This is a genomic window from Streptomyces sp. SID486, from assembly GCF_009865385.1.
Taxonomy (GTDB): Bacteria; Actinomycetota; Actinomycetes; order Streptomycetales; family Streptomycetaceae; genus Streptomyces.
Map to the genome: position 1 here is coordinate 1 of NZ_WWJT01000118.1, position 21,685 is coordinate 21,685.

A 21,685-nucleotide genomic window follows, 5' to 3' on the forward strand; every position below is an offset into this window, starting at 1 on the left:
GGCCGAACGCCGCGGCGGCCTCCCCCGCCCACAGCGCCGCCGCGTCGGCCACGAGCGTGGGGTCGGCGAGACTGTGCACCTGCACGACGGCCGCGCCGGCGGCGCGGGTGCCGTCGTCCGCACCGGCGTCGAAGACGTCGTACGCCGACAGGTCCAGGCGGAGCGAGAGCCGGACGCCCGCGTCCATCCCGGCGGCGACCTCGGCGGCCCACTCGTGGGCGGCGGGCAGGCTCTGCGGTTCGCGGGCGGCGAAGGGGCGCCCGCAGGTGTGGGGGGCCGCGGGGGTGCGCGGCAGGGTGTCGGCGACCGCGTCCAGGAAGGAGCGGACCAGAGCCTCCGGCTCGGGCAGGAGGAGTGCGCCCGGCCCCGGGAGGGGCACGGCGTGGCCCTCGGGGGGCAGGGCCGCGGCGATCGCGCGCAGGTGGGCGATGTCGTCGGGCTCCAGGGGGCCGGCCCGCCAGGCGTCGTGGCCGTCCGGGGTGAGGCCCGGCAGCAGCCGGCCGCGGGCGACGAGCCGCAGCGCGTGCAGGGCGGCGGCGCCCCAGCAGGCGGTGGCCGGGTGGGCGGCCGGGTCACGCCGGGCGCCGACCAGCAGCGGCAGCGCCCCGGCGAGCGGCAGGGTCAGGGCGGGCACCTGGCGACGGCGCACACCGGCGCCATGGCGTCGTACGACCGTCAGCTCGTGGATGGTGCCGCCGGGCGGTGTGGGCAGCGGGTCGCCCTCGGGGTCCCAGAAGGCGAGGCGGCCCTCGCGCGGCAGGGGGGCGGGCAGGTACACGGACGCCAGGCGCACCGGGACCGGGAGCCCGGTCGCCGTCTCCCGGGAACCTCCCGTGCGCTCGGCCACCGCAGCCGTGCCGCTCATACGTTCCGCCACCTCCCGTCCGTGCGTCGGATCAGACGTCTTCGACTCTACGGGCGGGGTCTGACAATCGGCTCCGGGGCCCTGGGCCCCCCGGTCACGGGACGGTGCGGGAGACCACGAACACCGCCGGGCGCTCCGGGTCGGACAGGTTGACGACCACGTCCTGCGTGGGCGCCGGGTTCTTCTGCTCGTGGGTCAGGCCCCACCAGGGACCCGGCCCGCCGAAGGTCCAGCCGCTGACCTTGCGGTCCCGCTCGCCGACCGCGATGTAGTCCTTCCTGAGCTGCTCCCGGCGCACGCCCATGCCCTGCAGGAAGCTGTCCAGGCCGGCGGGGTTGGTGCTGAACTGCACGTAGAGGCGGCTGGTCTTCCAGTTGTTCGTCTCGTAGTAGGCGATGTCGTCGGCGGGGTGCGGGACGGCCACCTGGTAGAGGCGGCGCTGCACCTTGGACGGCCAGCCGGCGGTGAGGCCGGTCGCGGAGTACTTCGCCTCCTTGTCCTTGCCGCTGTTGCGGCTCTGGTTCGCGGAGATCACCAGGTAGCCGGCCGGGACGCCGATCAGCAGGACGATGATCAGCAGGGTCAGCGCCCGGCGTCTGGCCTTGTGCCGCGGGTCCTCCGCGGACCGGTCCCGCTCGTCGGGCGGGCCGCCCTGGTGGGGCAGGGACGGCGTCATGCGCTGTCCTGGCCGCGGCGGGCCTGCGCGTAGCGCTCGTAGCGATCGTGCCGCTCCACCCGGCGCCGCTTGGCGCGGCGGAACCTGCGGGCGACCAGCCGGGCCAGGTCGGCGGCGCCCACCATGCCCGCCTCGGGGCCGAGCTGGGCGCGGGTGATACGGGCCTCGGGGCGGTAGCCGCGGCCGGTGAGGTGGCGCTTGAAGGCGTCCCGGGCCGGGCCGATGAGCAGGTCGTCGGCGGCGCTGACGCCGCCGCCGACGACGAAGCAGGAGGGGTCGAGCGCCGCGGCGAGGTTGGCGATGCCGACGCCGAGCCACTGGCCGATGTCCTGGAGCAGTTCCACGCACATCGCGTCGCCCTCGCGGGCCAGCTCGGTGATCATCGGGCCGGTGATGTCGTCGATGTTGCCCTTGACGTGCTCGATGATCCCGTAGGCCACCGGGGAGTCCGCGAGGGCCAGCTCCTTGGCCTCGCGGACGAGCGCGTTGCCGGAGCTGTACTGCTCCCAGCAGCCGCGGTTGCCGCACGGACAGCGGTGGCCGCCGGGTACGACCTGCATGTGGCCGAACTCGCCGGCGACACCGAACTTGCCGCGCTTGACCTGGCCGTCCTCCAGGATGGCGCCGCCGATGCCGGTACCGAGGGTGATCATGACGAGGTGGTCCTCACCGCGGCCGGCGCCGAAGCGCCACTCCGCCCAGGCGGCGGTGTTGGCGTCGTTGTCCACGAGGACGGGCACGGACAGCCGGCTGGCGAGGCGGTCGCGCAGCGGTTCGTTGCGCCAGGACAGGTGGGGCGCGAACAGGACGCGGTTGCGGTCGGCGTCGACCCAGCCGGCCGCGCCGATGCCGACCGCGTGCACGTCGTGCCGGTCGGACAGGTCCAGGACGAGTTCGGCGATGGTGTCCTCGACGACCTTGGGGCTCTTGGACTTGTCCGGGGTCTCCGTGCGGAGCTTCTCCAGGATGTTGCCATCGGCGTCCACGACGCCCGCCATGACCTTGGTGCCGCCGATGTCGATGCCGACGGTGGGGACGCGGGGGGCAGTCAGGTGTGACCGGCGTTCCCTGGTACCGACCGTTCGCAGGACGGGGGCTCGACGGGAGCCGATGGGGGCCGTGAGGTCGCGGTAGGTGCTCATCGGGCTCGATTGTGCCGCACGCTCACGCCGAGTGCCGCGCGGGGCCGGAGGGGGAGGGAGCGCGCGTCCCGCCACCGGGCGCGGGCGGGCCGGCAGCCGGAACGGGCAGACCGGCAGCCGGGACGGACGGGCCGTCGAAGGGCACGGGCAGGCCGTCGCCGGACGCAGGGATCGCCGGCGAGCACGGGCGGGCCGTCGCCGGACGCAGGGATCGCCGACGAGCACGGGCAGGCCGTGGCGGACACGGCCCACGGCCCACGGCCCACGGCGGAGCCGGACGGACAGCCGCCGGCCCCGCGCCGCTCAGGTCCGCTGCAGTTCGTGGACGAGGGCGTCCAGGTCGGCTCCGCCCGCCATCTGCTTGGTCAGCTCGTCCAGTGTGATCTCGTCCCGTGTGTGATGGCCCACCATCGCGCCGCGTCGCAGCAGCACGAAGCGGTCGCCCACCAGGTACGCGTGATGCGGGTTGTGGGTGATCAGAACAACACCCAGGCCCTCGTCCCGGGCCGCGGCCACATATTTGAGGACCACACCGGACTGCTTCACTCCCAGTGCCGCCGTCGGCTCGTCCAGGATCAGCACCTTCGCGCCGAAGTGGACCGCGCGGGCGATCGCCACACACTGGCGTTCGCCACCCGAGAGGGTGCCGATGGGCTGGTCGACATCGCGCAGGTCGATGCCCATGCGCAGCAGCGCCTCACGGGTGGTGCGCCGCATGAGGCCGGTGTCGAGGCGCTTGAAGGGACCGGTGCCGGTGCGGGGCTCGGAGCCGAGGAAGAAGTTGCGCCAGACCGGCATCAGGGGGACGACGGCCAGGTCCTGGTAGACGGTGGCGATCCCCCGGTCCAGGGCCTGGCGCGGGGAGGTGAGGCGGGTCTCCTCGCCCTCGATGCGCAGGGTGCCCGCGTCGTGCTGGTGCAGGCCCGCGATCGTCTTGATCAGCGTCGACTTGCCGGCGCCGTTGTCGCCGAGCACGCAGGTGATCTCGCCCGCGTGGACCTGTAGGGAGACTCCTTCCAGGGCGCGGACGTTGCCGTAGTGCTTGCCGACGCCGGCCAGCTCCACCAGGGGCGTACGCGTTCCGGTGTCGGTCATTTCGTGGCCTCCGCGCGCTTGCGGACCCAGGCGTTGAGCAGGGTCGCGAGGAGCAGCATCGCTCCGAGGAAGAACTTGAACCAGTCGGGGTTCCACTCGGCGAAGACGATGCCCTTGCTCGTCATGCCGAACAGGAGGGCGCCCACGGCCGAGCCGACGGCGCTGCCGTAGCCGCCGGTGATCAGGCAGCCGCCGATGACGGCCGCGATGATGTAGATCAGCTCGTTGCCGACGCCCTCGCCGGACTGGACGGCGTCGAAGGAGAAGAGCAGGTGCTGGCCGGAGATCCAGGCGCCGAAGGCGACGCCCGTGTAGAGGCCGATCCTGGTCCGCGCGACGGGGACGCCGACCGCGCGGGCCGCGTCCGCGTTGCCGCCGACGGCGAAGATCCAGTTGCCGGTGCGGGTGCGCAGCAGGATCCAGGAGGCGAGGGCGACCAGGCCGAGCCACCACAGGATGGTGACCTTGACGTCGACGCCACCGAGGGTGAGCGTCGAGGCGAAGACGGCGTGGGCGCTGTCGAAGCCCTCCATGTCGGCGATGGTCTTGGTGGAGACGGTGCCGTCGATCAGCTTGGTGAAGCCGAGGTTCATGCCGGTCAGCATCAGGAACGTGCCGAGCGTCACGATGAAGCTGGGCAGCTTGGTGCGGGTGAGCACGAAGCCGTTGAAGGCGCCGACGGCGAGGGTGACCAGGAGCGAGACGCCCACGCCGACCCAGGTGTTCGCCGTCATCTGGTAGCTGAACATCGACGAGACCAGTGCGGAGGACGTCACGAGGACACCGGCCGACAGGTCGAACTCGCCGCCGATCATCAGCAGGGCCACGGGTACGGCCATGATGCCGATGGTCGACGAGGCGTACAGGACCGTGCTGAGGCTGGAGGCGCGTAGGAAGCCGTCGGCGGCGAAGGCGAAGAAGACGAGGACGGCCAGGGCGCCGACGACCGATCCCAGTTCGGGGCGGGCGAGCAGCTTCCGCAGCGACGAGGTCCGCAGAATCCTTTCGTCAGCCGTCTCCCTCGCGGTCTCGTCGTCGGCCTCCCCGGCGGACGTGCCCACGGCCACGCGAGCGGACTTGCCGACGGCCTCCCGAGCGGTTCCCTCGGCGGCCGTACTGGCGGTCTCGTGAGCGGTTCCGTCAACGGTCGCACCGGCGGTCTCATGAGCGGTTACGTCGGCGGTCTCGGCGACAGGGGCGTGAGCGGTCTCGTCGGTGGTGCGGTCCGGGCCGGCGGTCATCGGGTGCCCCGATCCGCGTATTCCGCGAGCACGGACGCCTGGTCCTTGGTGATGATCTGGGGTCCGGTCAGGACCGGCTTGCCGCCGCCGAGGACGTCGGCGTTGTACTTGTACAGCCACAGCAGGTCGACGGCCTGGTAGCCCTGGAGGTAGGGCTGCTGGTCCACGGCGAAGCCGAGGGTGCCGTCCTTCAGCCCGTCCGCGACCTTGGCGTTGAGGTCGAAGGTGTCGATCTCGGCCTTGCTGCTCGCGTCCGCCTTCGCCTTCACGGCGGTGTCGGCGTACGGCGCGCCCAGGGTGACGACGGAGTCGATCGACGTGTCGGCCTGGAGCTTGGCCTCGATCGCGGACTGCACGTCGGGCATGTTGGTGCCGTTGACGTACAGCTTGCGCAGCGTGCCGTGGAAGGTCTCGGCGACGCCGTCGCAGCGCTGCTCGTGGCCGACGTTGCCCTGCTCGTGCAGCACGCACAGGGCCTTCTTGCGGCCGCGCTCGTTCAGCTCGTCGCCGACGGCCTCGCCGGCGACGGTCTCGTCCTGGCCGATGTGGGTGAGGGCACCGAACGCCTTGGACTCCTCGGATCCGGAGTTGACCGTGATCACCGGGATGCCGGCCTTCTCGGCACGGGCCACGGCGGCCTTCATGGCGTCCGGCTTGGCGAGGGTGACGATGATCCCGTCGACCTTCTTGTCCACGGCCGCGTCCACCAGCTGCGCCTGCTGCTGGGCCTCGTCGTCGTGCGAGTACAGGAACTTGATGTTGTCCTTCACGGCGGCCTGCTCGGCCCCGCTCTGCACGATGTCCCAGAAGGTGTCGCCGTCCCCCGAGTGAGTGATCATCGCGAAGGTCCAGCGCGGGGTGTCCACCGCCGCCCTCCCCTGGGCCGCGGCGGCCTTGCGGGCGTCCTCGGCCCGCTTGCCTCCGGTGCTGCTGCATCCCGCCAGGGACACGGAGAGTGCCCCCGCCAGCGCTATGCCTGTCCAGGTCCGAAACCGTGCCACGAGGCGGTGCCCCTTCTTGCTGTGCTCTAGCTGTGCTCCGACGTGCGTGAGGGGCGGGCGACCTCACCGTCGGTATGTCCCGGCGGCGGTCTCACCAGCCCCAAACACTTCAGTATCGAACACGGGGAACACGCGGGACACGGCCGGGGACCACAGACCGGTCATATTGTCCGGACATGGCGACGAGAGCCGCGGGCGGTCAGGGGCGCACGAGCAGCTGGAACTCGAAGGAGTAGCGGCCCGGACGGTAGGTGTGGTCGCCGTACTCGACCGCCCGGCCGGTGTCGTCGAAGGTGGTGCGGCACATGGTGAGCAGCGGGGCACCCTCGTCCTCGGTCAGCCGCTCGGCCTCGGCGGCCGTGGCGCCGCGCGCGCCGATGGACTGGCGGGCGCTGTGCAGGGTGATCCCGGCGGACCGCATCAGCCGGTACAGGCCGGTGGCCTCCAGCTGGCCGGTGTCCAGGTCGAGCAGGCCGGGCGGCAGATGGTTGATCAGGTAGGCCATCGGTTCACCGTGTGCCAGACGGAGCCGCTCGATCCGGTGGACGTCACCGCCCTCGGTGACACCGAGCGCGGCGGCGACCTCGGTGGAGGCCGGGACGACCGTGTTGACCAGCACCTTGGTCGCGGGGCGCTGGCCGGCCGCCTCCAGGTCGTCGTAGAGGCTGCTCAGCTCCAGCGGACGCTTGACCTGGCTGTGCACGACCTGCGTGCCCACGCCCCGGCGCCGCACCAGCAGCCCCTTGTCGACGAGCGACTGGATGGCCTGGCGGACGGTCGGACGGGACAGGCCGAGTCGCGCGGCCAGCTCGATCTCGTTGCCCAGCAGGCTGCCCGGGGTGAGGGTGCCGTGCTCGATGGCGGCCTCCAGCTGCTGGGAGAGCTGGAAGTACAACGGCACCGGGGAGCTACGGTCCACACGGAGTTCGAGCGGCACGGTCGGGTCCACATCTGGTTTCGGCACGGGCCCGAGCGTAGTCGCGTGCCTTGTTGACGGGAAGTCGTGTAGTCCGGTTGTCCGGACATACACATTGACAGCGTACGGGGTCCGCCCTCACTTTGTTTCCATGCGCATAGGGGTCATCGGTACGGGCCGCATCGGCACCCTTCACGCGAGGACGCTCAGCCGTCACCGCGAGGTCGGATCGCTGATCCTGACGGACGTGGATCCCGCTCGGGCGCAGGGGCTGGCGCACCGGCTGGGCGAGACGGCGGCACCGGGCGTGGACGAGATCTTCCGGTGGGGCGTGGACGCGGTGGTGATCACCACGGCGACCGCGGCCCACGCCGAGCTGATCGGCCGGGCGGCCCGCTCGGGCCTGCCCGTCTTCTGCGAGAAGCCCGTCGCACTGGACCTGCCGGGCACGCTGCACGCGCTCGCCGAGGTGGCGAGCGCCGGGACGGTGCTGCAGATGGGCTTCCAGCGGCGGTTCGACGCGGGCTACGCCGGCGCCCGGGAGGCCGTGGCCACGGGCCGGCTCGGCCGGCTGCACACCGTGCGGGCCATGACCTGCGACGAGTCCCCTCCCCCGGCACAGTGGCTGCCGCTGTCCGGCGGCCTGTTCCGGGACACGCTGATCCACGACTTCGACGTGCTGCGCTGGGTCACGGGCCGGGAGGTGGCCGACGTGTACGCCACCGGGTCGGACCGCGGCCCCGCGATGTTCCGCGAGGCCGGTGACGTCGACACGGGCGCGGCACTGCTCACGCTGGACGACGGCACCCTGGCGACGGCGACGGCGACCCGACTGAACGGCGCGGGCTACGACGTCCGCATGGAGCTGGCCGGGGAGCGGGACACGGTGGTGGTGGGCCTGGACGACCGTACGCCCCTCGCGTCCACCGAGCCGACCGGACCACCGGCGGCGGACAAGCCGTGGACGGGGTTCCTGGAGCGGTTCGGGCCCGCCTACGAGGCCGAACTGAACGCCTTCGTGGAGGTGGTGCGGGGCGAGCGGGCCAACCCCTGCGACGGCGGGGAGGCGTTGCAGGCGCTACGCATCGCCGAGGCCTGCGAGATCTCCCGCCGGGACCGGCGCCCGGTACCGCTGGCCGAGGTACCGGACCGGGCACGGTAGCCGCACGGCCTCCGCCGGCCCCGGACCGGGCACGGTAGCCGCACGGCCTCCGCCGGCCCCGACCGGGCACGGTAGCCGTACGGCCTCCGCCGGCCCCGACCGGGCACGCGGCCGGCGGGGGACGGCGGGACGGGCGCCGTCGGTCGCTACCAGCGCACCGGCAGGCTGCGGACCCCTCTCATCAGCATGCCCGGGAGCCACTCCCCCGGTTCGCCGGCCAGGGCGAGGCCGGGAGCGCGCTCCAGGAGGGTGCCGATCGCGATCCTGCCCTCCAGGCGGGCCAGCGGCGCGCCCAGGCAGTAGTGGATGCCGTGGCCGAAGGCGAGGTGACCACGGGTGTCGCGGCGGATGTCGAAGCGGTCCGGGTCGGCGTAGCGGGCGCCGTCGCGCTGGGCGGCGGTGAGGCCGACCAGCACGTCCTCACCCCGCCCGATCCTGGAGCCCGCTATCTCCAGGGGTTCGGCGGCGTACCGGTAGGTGGCGTTCTCCACGGGTCCCTCCCAGCGCAGCGTCTCCTCCACCGCTCCGTCGAGGAGGGTCATGTCGGCGCGCAGGGCCGCCAGTTGATCGGGGTGGGTGAGCAGGGCGAGCACGCCGTTGCCGATGAGGTTGACGGTGGTCTCGTGGCCCGCGACGAGCAGCAGGAAGGCCAGCCCCCGCAGTTCCCGCGCGGAGAGCCGGTCGCCGTCCTCGGCGGTGGTGCGGATCAGGTCGCCGAGCAGGTCGTCCGTGGGGCCGGCGCGGCGCTTGTCCTCGATCAGCTCGGTGAGGTAGTCGGCGAGGCGGACGGTCGCGGTGTGCTCGGCGTCCGCGTCGGCCGGCGCGACCACGTCCGTGGAGATCCTCCGGAACTCCGCGCGGTCCATCTCGGGTATGCCGAGGAGCTCGCAGATGACCGTGATCGGCAGCGGGTAGGCGAGACGGTCCATGAGGTCGGCGCTGCCGTGCGACAGCATCTCGTCGAGCAGCCCGTCGGTGATCTGCTGGATGCGCGGGCGCAGTCCCTCGACCCGGCGTGTGGTGAACGCGCGGGCGACGAGGCCGCGCAGGCGTGTGTGCTGCGGCGGGTCGGCGACCAGCAGGTACTTGCCGATCAGCTGCTCGTCCAGCGGTGCGGCGCCCAGCTTGGCGACGTCCTTGGCCAGTCGCCGGTCCGCGAGGGCGGCGCGGGCCTCCTCGTATCCCACGACCAGCCAGGTCTCCCACTCACCTCCCGGCATGGCGAGCCGGACCCGGTGGACGGGGCCCTGCTCGCGAAGACGCGCGTACACCGGGTGCGGGTCCCTGCGCAGTGCGTCGGCCGACCGCGTCAGATCGATCACGTGTCCCATGTATCCCCCTGTGGGCTGCCCCGAGGCCACGGCCGTCGGCCGCTGCACGGACAACGCGCACGACGCCCCGTCAGTGCCCGTCCGCCGTCAGTACCGTCCGCCCCCAGCGCCCGTCCGCCGTCAACACCGTCCGCCCCCAGCGCCCGTCCGCCGTCAACACCGTCCGCCCCCAGCGCCCGTCCGTCCCCAGTAACCGTCCGCCCCCAGCGCCCCCTCCGGCTCAGTACCCGTCCGTCCCCCGCGCCCCTCCGGCTCAGTACCCGCCCGCCCTCAGTGCCCGTCGTCCTCGTTCTCCGACAGCATCGCGTCGTAGGCGAGCAACGCGATCTGGACCCGGTTGTCGAGGCCGAGCTTGGCGAGGATGCGCGAGACGTGGGCCTTGACGGTGGCCACGCTGATGAACAGTTCGGCGGCGATGCCGGCGTTGGCGAGACCGCGGCCGACGGCGACGGCGACCTCGCGTTCCCGGTCGTTGAGGACGGCGAGCCGTTCGCGCGCGCGGGTCTGCCGGGCGTCGGCGGCGGTACCGGCGGCGTGCCGCATCAGCTGCCGGGTGACGGCGGGCGACAGGACCGGGTCGCCGGCGGCGACCCGGCGTACGGCGTCGACGATCTCGGCGGGCGGGGTGTCCTTCAGCACGAACCCGGCGGCGCCGGCGCGCAGGGCGTGCAGCACCTGTTCGTCGGCGTGGAAGGTGGTGAGCACGACCACCTGCGGGGCGTCCGGCCGGGCGCGCAGCCGGCGCGTGGCGGTGATCCCGTCCACCGACGGCATCCGGATGTCCATCAGGACGACGTCGGGGCGGGTCCGCCGCACGAGCTCGTCCGCCTCCGCGCCGTCGGCGGCCTCCCCCACGACCTCGATGTCCTGGGCGCCGCCGATCATCAGCGCCAGACCGGCGCGTACTAGCGGGTCGTCGTCGACGAGGAGGAGTCTGATGGGCGTCGCAGTCATGGGGTCACGTAATCACGGCCGGGGAGCGGGATGCGGGGAAACGGCCCGGAGCGGGCGGCGGGTGCGCTCAGGGCCGCGGCCACGGCAGCCACCCCCGCACCTCGAACCCCCCGTCGGCACGCGCGCCGTGCTCCAGGCGGCCGCCCGCCAGCGTGGCCCGTTCCGTGAGGCCGATCAGCCCCTGGCCGGAGCCGGGGACGGGCCGGACCTCGGCGCGCGGCGCGGGGTTGGTGACGGTGACCGTCAGGCCGTCGCCGGGGGCACCCGTGAGGCCGACGGTGACCTCGGCGCCGGGAGCGTGCTTGCGGGCGTTGGTCAGGGCCTCCTGGGCGATGCGGTAGGCGGTGCGGCCGACGGAGGCGGGCGCGGCGGCCGGGTCGGCGACGCGGTGGTCGAGGGTGACCTTCATGCCCGCCTCGCGGCACTCGGCGACGAGCGCGTCCAGCGCGGACAGGGTCGGCTGGGGGCGTCCGCCGGACGCCTCGTCGGACTCGCCGGCCCGCAGCACGCCGATGATCTCCCGCAGGTCCTGGAGTGCCTCGTGGGCGCTCTCCCGGATCACCCCGGCGGCCCGCGCGATCTCCTCGCGGGGTGCGTCCGGCCGGAACTCCAGGGCGCCCGCGTGCACGCTGAGCAGGGTGAGCCGGTGGGCGAGCACGTCGTGCATCTCGCGGGCGATGGCCTCGCGGGCCAGGCGCTGCGCCTGCTCGGCGCGCAGCCGTGCCTCGGTCTCGGCCCGGTGCGCCCGGTCCCTGAGGCTCAGCATCAGCATCCGCTTGGAGCGGACCAGCATGCCCCAGCCGGTGATCGACATGGTGAGCAGCGTGGTGAACACGACGACCACGAGGTAGGGCAGGTCGGGGTCGGGCCGCAGCCAGTAGAAGAGCGGGACCAGTGCGAGGTCGGCGCCGCCGATCCAGGCGACGTACCGGAAGGGCCGGTGCACGGCGAGGGTGAACAGGGCGACCATCGCCGCGCCGCCCGAGCTGTCGGACAGCAGGCCCACCGGGACCATCGCGACGGCCAGCCCGACCGGCCACCTGCGCCGCAGCCAGACCGCGCCGCAGGAGAGGGCGCCCAGCGCCTGGTCGAGGACGACGAGGGTGTGCGGCAGACCGGTCTTCCCGGGCAGGGACTGTGCCGCGGCCAGGCCGATGCCGACGGCCAGCAGGAAGCAGGAGAAGTCGACGGCCCAGTCGCGGGCCGTGCGCCTGGGCCGTCGGCCGGGCGGCCCGGCGCCGGGGGCCAGCTCGTGCACCAGCGCGGACGGGAACAGCCATCGGCGGCCCGCGAACTCCCCCGGCACCCGCGCCGGCTCGTCATCACTCACGGTCGACAAATCTACGCACGGGACCCGCCCCGCCGCCGCCACGCGGCCCCGATCACCGACCGATCGCCCGCCGGCACCGACCGAAGTAGCACCGCCGTGGTCTTTCGGCGCCCCCCGGCCGGCGCGGGCGCAGCCTTTCGGCGCCGCACACCCGCCCGGCGGCCGATGCGGCGCGGGACGCCGTGGGGCGAGGGTCGGGGGTGTGAAACAGGTACTGGAAGTCCTCGGATTCATCGCCCTGGTGCAGGGCGGCATGGGCCTCGTGCACGAGTTCACCGGCTGGCAGGTGGGTCTGGTGCAGCGGGTCGGGTTCCTGCACGGCCACGAGGTCTACGCGAGCGTCGCGCTCGTGGTCCTCGGGGTGGCGCTGTTCGCCGCGGCGGAGAGCGGGAGGACCGGCTGAGCCGGCGGGTTCTGTGAGGGCCGCGTGGCGATGGCGGGGCTTCGGTGAACGCCCGGAAAATACCTCGGCCTCACCGGGAAACGTTGAGCGTTTGACATTGACATGCCATGATCTACGCGCGTCATCATGACGCCATGAGATTCCCCCCACGCGCAACACGCATCGGCGCGGCAGCCGCCCTGCTGTCCGCCCTCCTCGTCGGCGGCACCGTCTCCGCCACCACGGCGGACGCCGCCGCGTCCGTCGGCAGCGTCTGCTACGGCGATCTCCCCTCCCAGGCGCACGACACCCTGAAGCTGATCGACCAGGGCGGTCCCTTCCCGTACTCGCAGGACGGGGTCGTCTTCCAGAACCGTGAAGGCGTCCTGCCCAGCCGGACCACCGGCTACTACCACGAGTACACCGTGATCACGCCGGGCTCCCCCACCCGCGGCGCCCGCCGCATCGTCACCGGTGAGCAGAGCCGGGAGGACTACTACACGGCGGATCACTACGCCTCGTTCGACCTGGTCGACCACGGCTGCTGAAGCACCGCCTCCGGCCGGGACCCCCACGGCCCGGCCCCGGTGGGACAGTGCCACCGGGCCGGGCCCGCGGCCGTCCGCGGGCCGTCCGGGGGCTCGCGCTCTGCGGGGCGGACGGCGCAGCCCTCGCCCCTCCGGCCCGGCGTCCCGGCGGGCGGCGCGCTCAGCCGGCGTGGGTCGAGAACAGTCCGCCCGTCGGGCCCTGCTTGTCGCCGCCCTGCGCCTTCTTCAGGGCGTTGGCCAGGCCCTCGATGGTGAGGGACTGCAGGATCACCCGGCCGTCGCCCTCCAGGGTGGCCAGGGACAGGCCCTCGCCGCCGAACACGGCGTTCATGATCCCCTGGCGGTTGAGGCCGCCGACGCGCTGGACGCCGTACCGGATGCCCTCCTCGAAGGCGACCACGCAGCCGGTGTCGACCTCGACGCGGCCGCCGAAGTCCGCCGGGTTCAGGTCGATGAAGTTGCCCGCGCCCGCGATGATCACCGTGCCGCGCCCGGTGAACTTCTCCAGGACGAAGCCCTCGCCGCCGCTCATGCCGGTCCGGCCGCCGGTGAAGGCGATACCGAAGTCGACCGTGGACTCGGCGGCCACGAAGGCGTCCTTCTCGGCGAACCACGCGCGCGTGCCGTCGAGCTCCAGGGCCCGCATCTCGCCGGGGAGCACGCCGGCGAAGCCGACCGTGCCCTCGCCGCTCTGCGCGGTGAAGTACTGGAAGGCCAGCGACTCGCCGGCGAGCATGCGCTGCCCGGCCTGCATGGCGGTGCCCATGGCCTGGCGGAGCAGCCCGCCCATGCCGCCGCCCGAGCCGCTCTGCTGCTGGCCGCCGCCGTTAGACGGGCCGGACAGCCGCGTCTCCATGGTCACGTTCGGCGTCTTGAACAGGAACTTCCCGGCCTCGCAGTACACGGTCTGGCCGGGATGCAGGTTGACGACCGCCATCTGCATGGCGTTGCCGACGATCTCTTGCTGAAGGGTCACGTGGGAGACAACGCGGAAGGTGGAGGGAAGAGTTCCGGGCCGGCGGAACGGGGTTCACGACGAGTGCCGCGCGGGGCGCCCCGGTGCTGTCCAACCGGGGCGCCCCGCGCGGGCGTGGGCGAGGATCAGCCGCCCAGCTCCTGGTGACGGGCGGCGAGGCCGCTCGCGCCCTGTTCGGTCAGGGAGCCGAACAGGCGCAGGCGGGAGATGCCGCCGTCGGGGAAGATGTCGACGCGGGCGTGGGTGCCGACCGCCGGCGCGGGCAGGACGAAGCGGTGGGCGGTGTCGGGCTGGAGCCGGGTGCGCGGGAGGATCTCGGTCCACTCGCCGTCCTCGCCGTCGCGTACGGAGACCGACGCCCAGCCGGCGCTGTTGCCCTTCAGGTAGGCCGTGTCGATCTCGACGGCGCGGATCTGGGACTGGGCGGCGAGCCGGTAGCGGATCCAGTCGTTGCCCTGGTCACGGCGCCGGCGGGTCTCCCAGCCGTCGTCCATCTTGCGGGACCGGCCCGGCTGGATGGTGTTGGTGGCCGGGGAGTAGAAGAGGTTGGAGGCGTCCTCGACCTGGCCGCCGTTCTCCAGCGCGACCACGTCGAAGGTGCCGAGGACCGTCAGCCACCGGGGGTCCGGGACGACCTCGCCGTACACACGCAGGCGGGCGATGCCGCCGTCGGGGTGCTGGTTGACCCGCAGGTGCGTGAAGCGCTGCTCGGCGGAGACGGCGAAGCCGTTCGCCGCGTGCCCGCCGACCGGGGTGCGCGGGATGAGCGTCGTCCACTTCACGTCGTCGCCCAGCAGCTCCTGAGGGGACGGCGAGCCGGGTACGCAGGCGCCTTCGACCGAGACCGCCTGCGGGTAGTTGCCCCGGAAGTGGGCGGTGTCGACGACGATGCCGCGGATCACGCCGGGCGCGCCGAGGCGGACCAGCGCCCAGTCGTGGTCCTCGGCGGTCGGCCACGGGTGCTCGGCGGAGGCACCGCGCCGGCGGCGGGTCTCCCAGCCGTCCATGACCTTGCCCTTGTGACCGAAGTGCTCGGGGTCGAACTCGGCCCGCTCGGGCACCAGCAGGTTCTCCCGCTGGGCGAAGAACTCGTCGTTGGCGGCGATGACACCGGCGCCGAGCTGCCGGTCGGCGAGGTTGGCGTACTGGGTGAAGGGGAAGTCGGCGGTGCGGTAGTCCGCGTACGGGTCGCCGCCTCCGTAGGGGTTCGCGTCGCCGGTGAAGGTGGGTATCGCCGTCACGGTGATCAGGGGGTCCTTTCTGGAGTCGGCCGGGTGCGGATGGGGGGTGGGTCCCCTGCCCGGGCACAGCCGCGCAGGGGGAAGGCTCACCGGGGGCGGCTGAGCAGCGTCCCCTTCGGGTCGGTGAACTCGCCGTCGGCGACGATGCGCTCGCCGCGCAGCCAGGTGGACTTGACGACGCCGTACAGGGTCCTGCCGGCGTAGGCGGTGACCCGGTTGCGGTGCTGGAGGCCGGCCGGGTCGACGGTGAAGGTCTCGTCGGGGGCGAGGACGGCGAAGTCGGCGTCGCGGCCGGCCTCGATGGCGCCCTTCTGCCCGAGACCGACGAGGGCCGCGGTCTGCGTGGACATCCAGCGGACCACGTCCTCCAGGCCGTGGCCGCGCTTGCGGGCTTCCGTCCACACCGCGGACAGACTGAGCTGCAGGCCCGATATGCCGCCCCACGCGGTGGCGAAGTCGTCCGTCTTCAGGTCGGCCGTGGAGGGCGAGTGGTCGGTGACGACGCAGTCGATGGTGCCGTCGGCCAGCGCCTCCCACAGCAGGTCCTGGTTGGCGGCCTCGCGGATGGGCGGGCAGCACTTGAACTCGCTGGCGCCGTCCGGGACCTCCTCGGCGGTCAGCGTGAGGTAGTGCGGGCAGGTCTCCACGGTGAGGCGGACGCCCTCGGCACGGGCGGCGCGGATCAGCGGCAGCGCGTCACTGGAGGACAGGTGCAGCACGTGCACGCGCGCGTCCAGCCGGCGGGCCTGCGCGACGAGCGCCGCGATGGCCGTGTCCTCGGCGTCGCGCGGGCGGGAGGCGAGGAAGTCGGCGTACTTCGGGCCGCCGTGCTGTGGGGCGGCGGCCAGGTGGTGGGGGTCCTCGGCGTGCACGATGAGCAGTCCGCCGAACCCGGCGATCTCCGCCAGGGACCGGGCCAGCTGCTCCTGGTCGAGGTGCGGGAACTCGTCCACGCCGGAGGGGGACAGGAAGGACTTGAAGCCGAAGACACCGGCCTCGTGCAGCGGACGCAGGTCCTTGACGTTGTCGGGCAGCGCGCCGCCCCAGAAGCCGACGTCGATGTGCGCCTTGTGCCGGGCCACGTCCTGCTTGGTCCGCAGGTGGTCGACCGTGGTGGTCGGCGGCAGGGAGTTGAGCGGCATGTCGATCAGAGTGGTGATGCCGCCGGCCGCCGCCGCGCGGGTGGCGGTCCAGAAGCCCTCCCACTCGGTGCGGCCCGGGTCGTTGACGTGCACGTGGGTGTCGACCAGGCCGGGCAGCAGGACGTGGTCGCCGACGTCCTCCAGCCGGGCCCCGGCCGGGATCACGGCGTCGTACGGCAGGACGGCCGTGATCTTCCCGGCGGACACGGTGACCGTGGCGGCCCGCGTTCCTTCCGGCGTGATCACCCGCGTCGAGCGCAGCACCAGTTCAGCGTCGGACACCCGTACCCCTCTCTGCTCCAGCGTTGTACGTCCAGAAAACGGGATCTACACCCACGTAACGGATTTCAACGTTCTGTTGAAGGAGTCTTCACTCCCACTTCTCCGCCGTCAAGGGGCACACTTCCGGACAGAACGCGAGAGCGGCACCCTCTGGACGTTTCCACAAAGCGGAATTAGAATTCCAGCAAGCAGAACGTAGCTACGTACAAGCAAGGAGTCAACCGACCCCCGGGTAGGCTTCTGCCCTCTCGCCTGTCCCGAAAGGAACGCGCCGTGCCGACGTCCAGCGCCAGCACCACCGACTCCGCCAAGCCCTCCGCCGCGGGCGGGGTTCAGTCCCTCGAGCGCGCCTTCGACCTGCTCGAGCGGATGGCGGACGCGGGCGGCGAGGTGGGCCTGAGCGAACTGTCCGCCACCAGCGGACTGCCGCTGCCGACCATCCACCGGCTGATGCGCACCCTGGTCGCCTGCGGCTACGTGCGCCAGCAGGCCAACCGGCGCTACGCGCTCGGACCCCGGCTGATCCGCCTCGGCGAGTCCGCCTCCCGGCTGCTCGGCACCTGGGCCCGGCCGTACCTGGCCCGTCTGGTGGAGGAGACCGGCGAGACGGCGAACATGGCGCTGCTGGACGGCGACGAGATCGTGTACGTGGCGCAGGTGCCCTCGAAGCACTCCATGCGGATGTTCACGGAGGTGGGCCGGCGGGTGCTCCCGCACTCCACCGGCGTGGGCAAGGCGCTGCTCGCCGGGGTGCCCGACGCGGAGGTGCGGGCGCTGCTCTCGCGCACCGGGATGCCGGCGGCCACGGAGAAGACGATCACCACGCCCGAGGGATTCCTCGCGGCGCTGGAGGACGTGCGGCGCATGGGATTCGCCGTGGACGACAACGAGCAGGAGATCGGGGTGCGCTGTCTCGCGGTGTCCGTCCCGGACAGCCCGACGGCGGCCGCGATCTCGATCTCCGGACCGGCCGGACGGGTGACGGAGGCGGCGACCGAGAAGATCGTGCCGATGCTCCAGCAGGTCGCCGTGGAACTGTCCCAGGCCCTGGCGAGTTCGGGCGCCTAGCGGCCGAGGGTCACGGACGGCACGGCGACCGCTCCTCCCCCGGGGGTGCGCTCAGCCCTGCCGGGGTGACCGGCCGAACAGTTCCACCGCCTCCCGGACGTCGTGCAGACGAAGCGCCAGCGCGCTGACCGAGCCGATCGCGCCCGCGATCAGCAACAGGGAGCTGCGCAGGCGCGGGATCTCCGGGAGGCCGCCGGCGGCCATCGCGGCCAGGGCCGCCAGCTCGTCCTCGGCTATCGCCCGGTCGGGGAAGTCCGCCGGTAACGCGGCGAGTTCGCGGCGCAGCCGGGAGACCGCGACCCGCAGTTCCGCCACCCTCGGATCCTCGTCGCTGCCGGTCGCCGGCCGCTGCCCCAAGCTCCGCAACACAGCCCTCCCCCCTGACACTCCGTCGTGCGCGGGTCAGTAAACGCCACGCCGTGCGGGAGCGCCACAGCGTGGGCCGAAATTCAGCCCAACGGATTGGGCACCCGGAAAACCGGCCGGTCGCGCCGCCGTCGGGTATGCAGGACCCATGACGGAGAACCAGGATCTTCACGGGGACGTGGCGGGGCTGCTCCTCGCCGCCGGCGGCGGCAGAAGGCTCGGCGGACGCCCCAAGGCACTGCTGTCCCACCGGGGGCGGCCCCTGGTCGAACACGCGGTCGCGGTGCTCCGGGCGGCGGGCTGCGGGCGGCTCCACGTGGTGCTGGGGGCCGGCTCGGACGAGGTGCGCGGGCGCGCCCGACTGGACGGCTGCGTGCTGGTGGACAACCCGGACTGGGCCGACGGCATGGGCTCCTCGCTGCGCGCGGGACTGGCCTCGCTCGCGGGTACGGGGGCGCGTGCCGCCCTGGTCGCCCTGGTCGACCAGCCCGGCATCGGGCCGGCCGCGGTGGCCCGGGTGCTCGGTGCGTACGAGGACGAGAAGTCGCTGGTCTCCGCCGCCTACGACGGGGTGCGCGGGCACCCCGTGCTGTTCGGTGCCGCGCACTGGGCGGGCATCGGGGAGACGGCCGTCGGGGACCGCGGGGCGCGCGCCTACCTCACGGCGCACGAGGCGGAGATCCGGCTCGTGGAGTGCGGGGACGTCGCCGAGCCGTACGACATCGACACCGAGGCCGACCTGAGCCACCTTGAGTGAACGGGGTGGCACCGAGCGCCACCTTGCCTCGACCAAGAGAATCTCGACATCAACAGACCTTGAAGTTCCACGATGAGGAAACTACTATCCACTGTTCAGAAGCGCCTGACCGCACAGCGGGCGCCGACTGTCCTATTCGTTCCACTTGGCACCCGGTGCCACCGCTGAAGGAAGTGACAGCTCATGTCCGCACCAGCGCCGTCCCCGCTGGCCATCGTCGACGCCGAGCCCCTGCCCCGGCAGGAAGAGGTCCTCACGGACGCGGCGCTCGCCTTCGTGGCAGAGCTGCACCGGCGGTTCACCCCGCGCCGTGACGAACTCCTCGCCCGCCGGGCCGAGCGCCGCGCCGAGATCGCCCGCACCTCAACGCTCGACTTCCTTCCCGAGACGGCCGCGGTCCGCGCGGACGACTCCTGGAAGGTCGCCCCTGCCCCGGCCGCGCTGAACGACCGGCGCGTCGAGATCACCGGCCCCACCGACCGCAAGATGACCATCAACGCGCTCAACTCGGGCGCCAAGGTCTGGCTCGCCGACTTCGAGGACGCCTCCGCGCCCACCTGGGAGAACGTCGTCCTCGGCCAGGTCAACCTGATCGACGCCTACACCCGGAACATCGACTTCACCGACGAGCGCACCGGGAAATCGTACGCCCTGCGGCCGAACGAGGAGCTGGCGACCGTCGTCATGCGCCCGCGTGGCTGGCACCTGGACGAGCGTCACCTGGCCGACTCCGACGGCACGCCGGTGCCCGGCGCCCTCGTCGACTTCGGCCTGTACTTCTTCCACAACGCCCAGCGGCTGCTGGACCTCGGCAAGGGCCCGTACTTCTACCTGCCCAAGACCGAGTCGCACCTCGAGGCCCGGCTGTGGAACGAGGTGTTCGTCTTCGCGCAGGACTACGTCGGCATCCCGCAGGGCACCGTCCGCGCCACCGTGCTGATCGAGACCATCACGGCGGCGTACGAGATGGAGGAGATCCTCTACGAACTCCGCGACCACGCCGCCGGGCTGAACGCCGGCCGCTGGGACTACCTCTTCTCCATCGTGAAGAACTTCCGGGACGGCGGAGCCAAGTTCGTCCTCCCGGACCGCAACGCGGTCACCATGACCGCGCCGTTCATGCGGGCCTACACCGAACTCCTCGTCCGCACCTGCCACAAGCGCGGCGCGCACGCCATCGGCGGCATGGCGGCCTTCATCCCGTCCCGCCGGGACGCCGAGGTGAACAAGGTCGCCTTCGAGAAGGTCCGCGCCGACAAGGACCGCGAGGCGAACGACGGTTTCGACGGCTCCTGGGTGGCCCACCCCGACCTGGTACCCATCGCCATGGAGTCCTTCGACAAGGTCCTCGGCGACAAGCCGAACCAGAAGGACAGGCTGCGCGAGGACGTCCACGTCGAGGCCGCCCAGCTGATCGCCGTCGACTCGCTGGACGCCGAACCGACGTACGGCGGTCTGGTCAACGCCGTCCAGGTGGGCATCCGGTACATCGAGGCGTGGCTGCGCGGGCTCGGCGCGGTCGCCATCTTCAACCTCATGGAGGACGCCGCGACCGCCGAGATCTCCCGCTCCCAGATCTGGCAGTGGATCAACGCCGGCGTCGAGTTCGAGAACGGCGAGAAGGCCACGCCGGAGCTGGCCCGCAAGGTCGCCGCCGAGGAGCTGGACGCCATCCGCAAGGAGCTGGGCGAGGAGACCTTCGCGGCCGGCCACTGGCAGGAGGCACACGACCTGCTGCTGCGGGTCTCCCTGGACGAGGACTACGCCGACTTCCTCACCCTGCCGGCGTACCAGCAGCTCAAGGGCTGACCGGCCTCACGCCTGACGTTCCGAGTGGCCCAGGGTCCGTCCCGGGGCCACTCGGTCGCGTACCAGGCGCTTGACCGCCGTGGGCTCCGGGAAGCCCTGCTCGCGGCGGTCCCAGACGACCTCGCCGTCCACCCTGACCACGAAGACGCCCCCGGTGCCGGGCTTGAGCGACAGCTCCGTCAGCTCGGCCTCGAAGGTGGTGAGCAGCTCCTGCGCCAGCCAGGCCGCGCGGGGCAGCCAGCGGCACTGGGTGCAGTACTCGATCTGCACGCGATGGGTCATCCGAGGTGCACCGACCAATCCTGTTCCGCCGCCGGCTCGCCGTGCAGGTCGGGGACCTGCCTCAGCCAGTCCGGGCGGCCCGCTCGGGTCTTCGCCGTACGGGCGGCCTCCTCGGCCGCCAGCTCCTCGCGGCTCGGGAAGCCGGTGGGCAGCCACTGGTCCGAGAGCCGGACGCGGTCCAGCAGGTAGCCGACGTAGGCGTCGCGGACGTCGTCGGGCGTGGCGAACCCGGCCTCCTCGGCGAGCCACGCGTCCGGCACCCGGGCGGCGATCGAACGCAGCAGCTCCTCCGTCACGAGGGGCGCCAGTTCGGCGTCGGCGGCGCGCACGTCGGGGCCGTGGCCGCCGAGGGCGTGGTGCCGGAAGTCGTACCTGCGGCCCGGGGCCGTGGTGTCCCAGCGGTGGTGGAAGACCAGGGCGGCGCCGTGGTCGATGAGCCACAGCCTCGCGGGCGCGGTGCCGAGCGTGGGCCAGACCATCAGGTTGGAGCTGTGGACCGTACGGTCGACGTTCACGGTCAGCGCGTCCAGCCAGACGATCCGGCCGGCCTCCAGCGGATCCACCGGGAAGGTCCGGGCGATCTCCGGGGTGAAGTCCCGGGCGCCCGGCAGGAAGTCCATGCCGAGATTGACGCCCGCGCTGGCGCCGTGCAGGTCGCGCACCTCCTGGTGCGGTTCCCCGGCCGCGATGGCGGGGTCGAAATGGACGAGGACGAGTTCCGGGAAGCGCATGCCGAGCGCGCGGGCGAGCTCGCCGACGATGATCTCGGCGACCAGCGCCTTGTGGCCCTGCGCCGAACCGGTGAACTTCACGACGTACGTGCCGAGGTCGTCGGCCTCGACGACGCCGGGCACGGAGCCACCGGAACGCAGGGGTTCGACGTAGCGGGTCGCGACGACCTCTCTCATCATCTTCCACGGCCCAACCGCTTGAGTGCCCTCTGTCTCGTGCCCGGCTCCGGCGGGACGCGATCCGGGGAATCCCCCGGCTGCCGGCCCGCGGCACGCAAGTGAGCATAGTGACTTCGCCGGCGGGCGGCGGCCGCCCCCGCCCGGGGCGCTGCGGGGGGGGGGCCCGGAGCCGGGCACGGACGGCTCGTCCCCCCGGCTCCGGCCGGGG

The 21,685-nt window shown here is 72.7% G+C and carries 21 protein-coding genes and 1 pseudogene; 6 read left to right on the forward strand and 16 right to left on the reverse strand.

Annotated features, from left to right (window positions below; genetic code table 11):
* The 7 genes and pseudogenes from GT045_RS06090 to GT045_RS06120 all read right to left on the reverse strand — a co-directional run.
* Positions 1 to 865: pseudogene (locus GT045_RS06090) on the reverse strand (ATP-dependent helicase); the annotation flags it as partial.
* A 94-nt stretch (positions 866 to 959) separates the two neighbouring features.
* The gene (locus GT045_RS06095) at positions 960 to 1,541 is read right to left on the reverse strand and encodes a sugar kinase (protein WP_161298177.1); all 582 of its coding nucleotides are present in this window, start codon (positions 1,539 to 1,541) and stop codon (positions 960 to 962) included.
* Positions 1,538 to 2,683 (reverse strand): ROK family glucokinase, encoded by a 1,146-nt coding sequence (locus GT045_RS06100; RefSeq protein ID WP_161333522.1) that lies wholly within the window; start codon positions 2,681 to 2,683, stop codon positions 1,538 to 1,540. The genes GT045_RS06095 and GT045_RS06100 overlap by 4 nt, the downstream gene beginning before the upstream one ends.
* 303 nt (positions 2,684 to 2,986) lie before the next feature.
* Positions 2,987 to 3,778, reverse strand: coding sequence for an ATP-binding cassette domain-containing protein (locus tag GT045_RS06105; protein WP_161287295.1), 792 nt, complete (start codon positions 3,776 to 3,778; stop codon positions 2,987 to 2,989).
* Positions 3,775 to 5,019, reverse strand: coding sequence for an ABC transporter permease (locus GT045_RS06110; protein ID WP_237538380.1), 1,245 nt, complete (start codon positions 5,017 to 5,019; stop codon positions 3,775 to 3,777). Before GT045_RS06110 ends, GT045_RS06105 begins: the two co-directional genes overlap by 4 nt.
* Positions 5,016 to 6,020: a sugar ABC transporter substrate-binding protein gene (locus GT045_RS06115; RefSeq protein WP_161333523.1), complete on the reverse strand. Its 1,005-nt coding sequence runs from the start codon at positions 6,018 to 6,020 to the stop codon at positions 5,016 to 5,018. The genes GT045_RS06110 and GT045_RS06115 overlap by 4 nt, the downstream gene beginning before the upstream one ends.
* A gap of 199 nt (positions 6,021 to 6,219) precedes the next feature.
* Positions 6,220 to 6,957: a GntR family transcriptional regulator gene (locus GT045_RS06120; protein ID WP_345942560.1), complete on the reverse strand. Its 738-nt coding sequence runs from the start codon at positions 6,955 to 6,957 to the stop codon at positions 6,220 to 6,222.
* Positions 6,958 to 7,087: 130 nt separating this feature from the next.
* Between GT045_RS06120 and GT045_RS06125 the strand changes: the two genes are divergently transcribed.
* Positions 7,088 to 8,098, forward strand: a complete 1,011-nt coding sequence (locus GT045_RS06125) for a Gfo/Idh/MocA family oxidoreductase (RefSeq protein WP_161287297.1) — start codon at positions 7,088 to 7,090, stop codon at positions 8,096 to 8,098.
* Positions 8,099 to 8,244: 146 nt separating this feature from the next.
* Here the strand turns inward: GT045_RS06125 and GT045_RS06130 are convergent, their stop codons facing one another.
* The 3 genes from GT045_RS06130 to GT045_RS06140 all read right to left on the reverse strand — a co-directional run bounded on the left by GT045_RS06130 (position 8,245) and on the right by GT045_RS06140 (position 11,722).
* Positions 8,245 to 9,429: a cytochrome P450 gene (locus tag GT045_RS06130; protein ID WP_202527296.1), complete on the reverse strand. Its 1,185-nt coding sequence runs from the start codon at positions 9,427 to 9,429 to the stop codon at positions 8,245 to 8,247.
* A gap of 270 nt (positions 9,430 to 9,699) precedes the next feature.
* A complete protein-coding gene (locus GT045_RS06135) occupies positions 9,700 to 10,383 on the reverse strand; it encodes a response regulator transcription factor (protein ID WP_161287299.1) in 684 nt (227 codons plus the stop codon).
* A 67-nt stretch (positions 10,384 to 10,450) separates the two neighbouring features.
* A complete protein-coding gene (locus GT045_RS06140; RefSeq protein WP_161333525.1) occupies positions 10,451 to 11,722 on the reverse strand; it encodes a histidine kinase in 1,272 nt (423 codons plus the stop codon).
* 193 nt (positions 11,723 to 11,915) lie between these two features.
* On the opposite strand from GT045_RS06140, the gene GT045_RS06145 reads away from it, so the two are divergent.
* On the forward strand, positions 11,916 to 12,116 hold the full coding sequence (locus tag GT045_RS06145; RefSeq protein WP_161333526.1) for a hypothetical protein: 201 nt from the start codon (positions 11,916 to 11,918) through the stop codon (positions 12,114 to 12,116).
* A 134-nt stretch (positions 12,117 to 12,250) separates the two neighbouring features.
* Positions 12,251 to 12,643, forward strand: a complete 393-nt coding sequence (locus GT045_RS06150; protein WP_161333527.1) for a ribonuclease domain-containing protein — start codon at positions 12,251 to 12,253, stop codon at positions 12,641 to 12,643.
* Between the two features lie 160 nt (positions 12,644 to 12,803).
* On the opposite strand, the gene GT045_RS06155 is transcribed toward GT045_RS06150, so the two are convergent.
* From GT045_RS06155 to allB, 3 genes are all read right to left on the reverse strand, one after another.
* A complete protein-coding gene (locus GT045_RS06155) occupies positions 12,804 to 13,619 on the reverse strand; it encodes an AIM24 family protein (protein WP_161333528.1) in 816 nt (271 codons plus the stop codon).
* 125 nt (positions 13,620 to 13,744) lie between these two features.
* Complete coding sequence (alc, locus tag GT045_RS06160) at positions 13,745 to 14,860, reverse strand: allantoicase (RefSeq protein ID WP_161292826.1); 1,116 nt, start codon at positions 14,858 to 14,860, stop codon at positions 13,745 to 13,747.
* An 86-nt stretch (positions 14,861 to 14,946) separates the two neighbouring features.
* Positions 14,947 to 16,284 carry an allantoinase AllB gene (gene allB, locus GT045_RS06165; RefSeq protein WP_161333529.1) on the reverse strand — a complete coding sequence of 446 codons (1,338 nt, stop codon included), beginning with the start codon at positions 16,282 to 16,284 and terminating at the stop codon, positions 14,947 to 14,949.
* A gap of 273 nt (positions 16,285 to 16,557) precedes the next feature.
* Here allB and GT045_RS06170 point away from each other — a divergent pair, with 273 nt between their 5' ends.
* On the forward strand, positions 16,558 to 17,352 hold the full coding sequence (locus GT045_RS06170; RefSeq protein WP_161298276.1) for an IclR family transcriptional regulator: 795 nt from the start codon (positions 16,558 to 16,560) through the stop codon (positions 17,350 to 17,352).
* A gap of 51 nt (positions 17,353 to 17,403) precedes the next feature.
* Here GT045_RS06170 and GT045_RS06175 read toward each other — a convergent pair whose 3' ends face one another.
* A complete protein-coding gene (locus tag GT045_RS06175; protein WP_161298277.1) occupies positions 17,404 to 17,721 on the reverse strand; it encodes a DUF5955 family protein in 318 nt (105 codons plus the stop codon).
* Between the two features lie 145 nt (positions 17,722 to 17,866).
* Here GT045_RS06175 and GT045_RS06180 point away from each other — a divergent pair, with 145 nt between their 5' ends.
* Together GT045_RS06180 and aceB are read left to right on the forward strand one after the other, a co-directional pair.
* Positions 17,867 to 18,475, forward strand: coding sequence for a nucleotidyltransferase family protein (locus GT045_RS06180; protein ID WP_161333531.1), 609 nt, complete (start codon positions 17,867 to 17,869; stop codon positions 18,473 to 18,475).
* 183 nt (positions 18,476 to 18,658) lie between these two features.
* Positions 18,659 to 20,284 carry a malate synthase A gene (gene aceB / locus GT045_RS06185; protein WP_161333533.1) on the forward strand — a complete coding sequence of 542 codons (1,626 nt, stop codon included), beginning with the start codon at positions 18,659 to 18,661 and terminating at the stop codon, positions 20,282 to 20,284.
* A 6-nt stretch (positions 20,285 to 20,290) separates the two neighbouring features.
* Here the strand turns inward: aceB and GT045_RS06190 are convergent, their stop codons facing one another.
* Positions 20,291 to 20,566: a SelT/SelW/SelH family protein gene (locus tag GT045_RS06190; protein ID WP_161333534.1), complete on the reverse strand. Its 276-nt coding sequence runs from the start codon at positions 20,564 to 20,566 to the stop codon at positions 20,291 to 20,293.
* Entirely contained in the window at positions 20,563 to 21,477 is a 915-nt protein-coding gene (locus GT045_RS06195; RefSeq protein ID WP_161333535.1) for a HipA family kinase, read from the reverse strand. Before GT045_RS06195 ends, GT045_RS06190 begins: the two co-directional genes overlap by 4 nt.
* Between the last annotated feature and the right edge of the window lie 208 nt (positions 21,478 to 21,685).

Bases quoted from the DNA above. Each gene is read 5' to 3' on its own strand.
- GT045_RS06095 (WP_161298177.1), bottom strand. From the start codon at position 1,541: ATGACGCCGTCCCTGCCCCACCAGGGCGGCCCGCCCGACGAGCGGGAC.
- GT045_RS06100 (WP_161333522.1), bottom strand. From the start codon at position 2,683: ATGAGCACCTACCGCGACCTCACGGCCCCCATCGGCTCCCGTCGAGCC.
- GT045_RS06105 (WP_161287295.1), bottom strand. From the start codon at position 3,778: ATGACCGACACCGGAACGCGTACGCCCCTGGTGGAGCTGGCCGGCGTC.
- GT045_RS06110 (WP_237538380.1), bottom strand. From the start codon at position 5,019: ATGACCGCCGGCCCGGACCGCACCACCGACGAGACCGCTCACGCCCCT.
- GT045_RS06125 (WP_161287297.1), top strand. From the start codon at position 7,088: ATGCGCATAGGGGTCATCGGTACGGGCCGCATCGGCACCCTTCACGCG.
- GT045_RS06130 (WP_202527296.1), bottom strand. From the start codon at position 9,429: ATGGGACACGTGATCGATCTGACGCGGTCGGCCGACGCACTGCGCAGG.
- GT045_RS06135 (WP_161287299.1), bottom strand. From the start codon at position 10,383: ATGACTGCGACGCCCATCAGACTCCTCCTCGTCGACGACGACCCGCTA.
- GT045_RS06150 (WP_161333527.1), top strand. From the start codon at position 12,251: ATGAGATTCCCCCCACGCGCAACACGCATCGGCGCGGCAGCCGCCCTG.
- GT045_RS06180 (WP_161333531.1), top strand. From the start codon at position 17,867: ATGACGGAGAACCAGGATCTTCACGGGGACGTGGCGGGGCTGCTCCTC.
- aceB (WP_161333533.1), top strand. From the start codon at position 18,659: ATGTCCGCACCAGCGCCGTCCCCGCTGGCCATCGTCGACGCCGAGCCC.
- GT045_RS06190 (WP_161333534.1), bottom strand. From the start codon at position 20,566: ATGACCCATCGCGTGCAGATCGAGTACTGCACCCAGTGCCGCTGGCTG.
- GT045_RS06195 (WP_161333535.1), bottom strand. From the start codon at position 21,477: ATGATGAGAGAGGTCGTCGCGACCCGCTACGTCGAACCCCTGCGTTCC.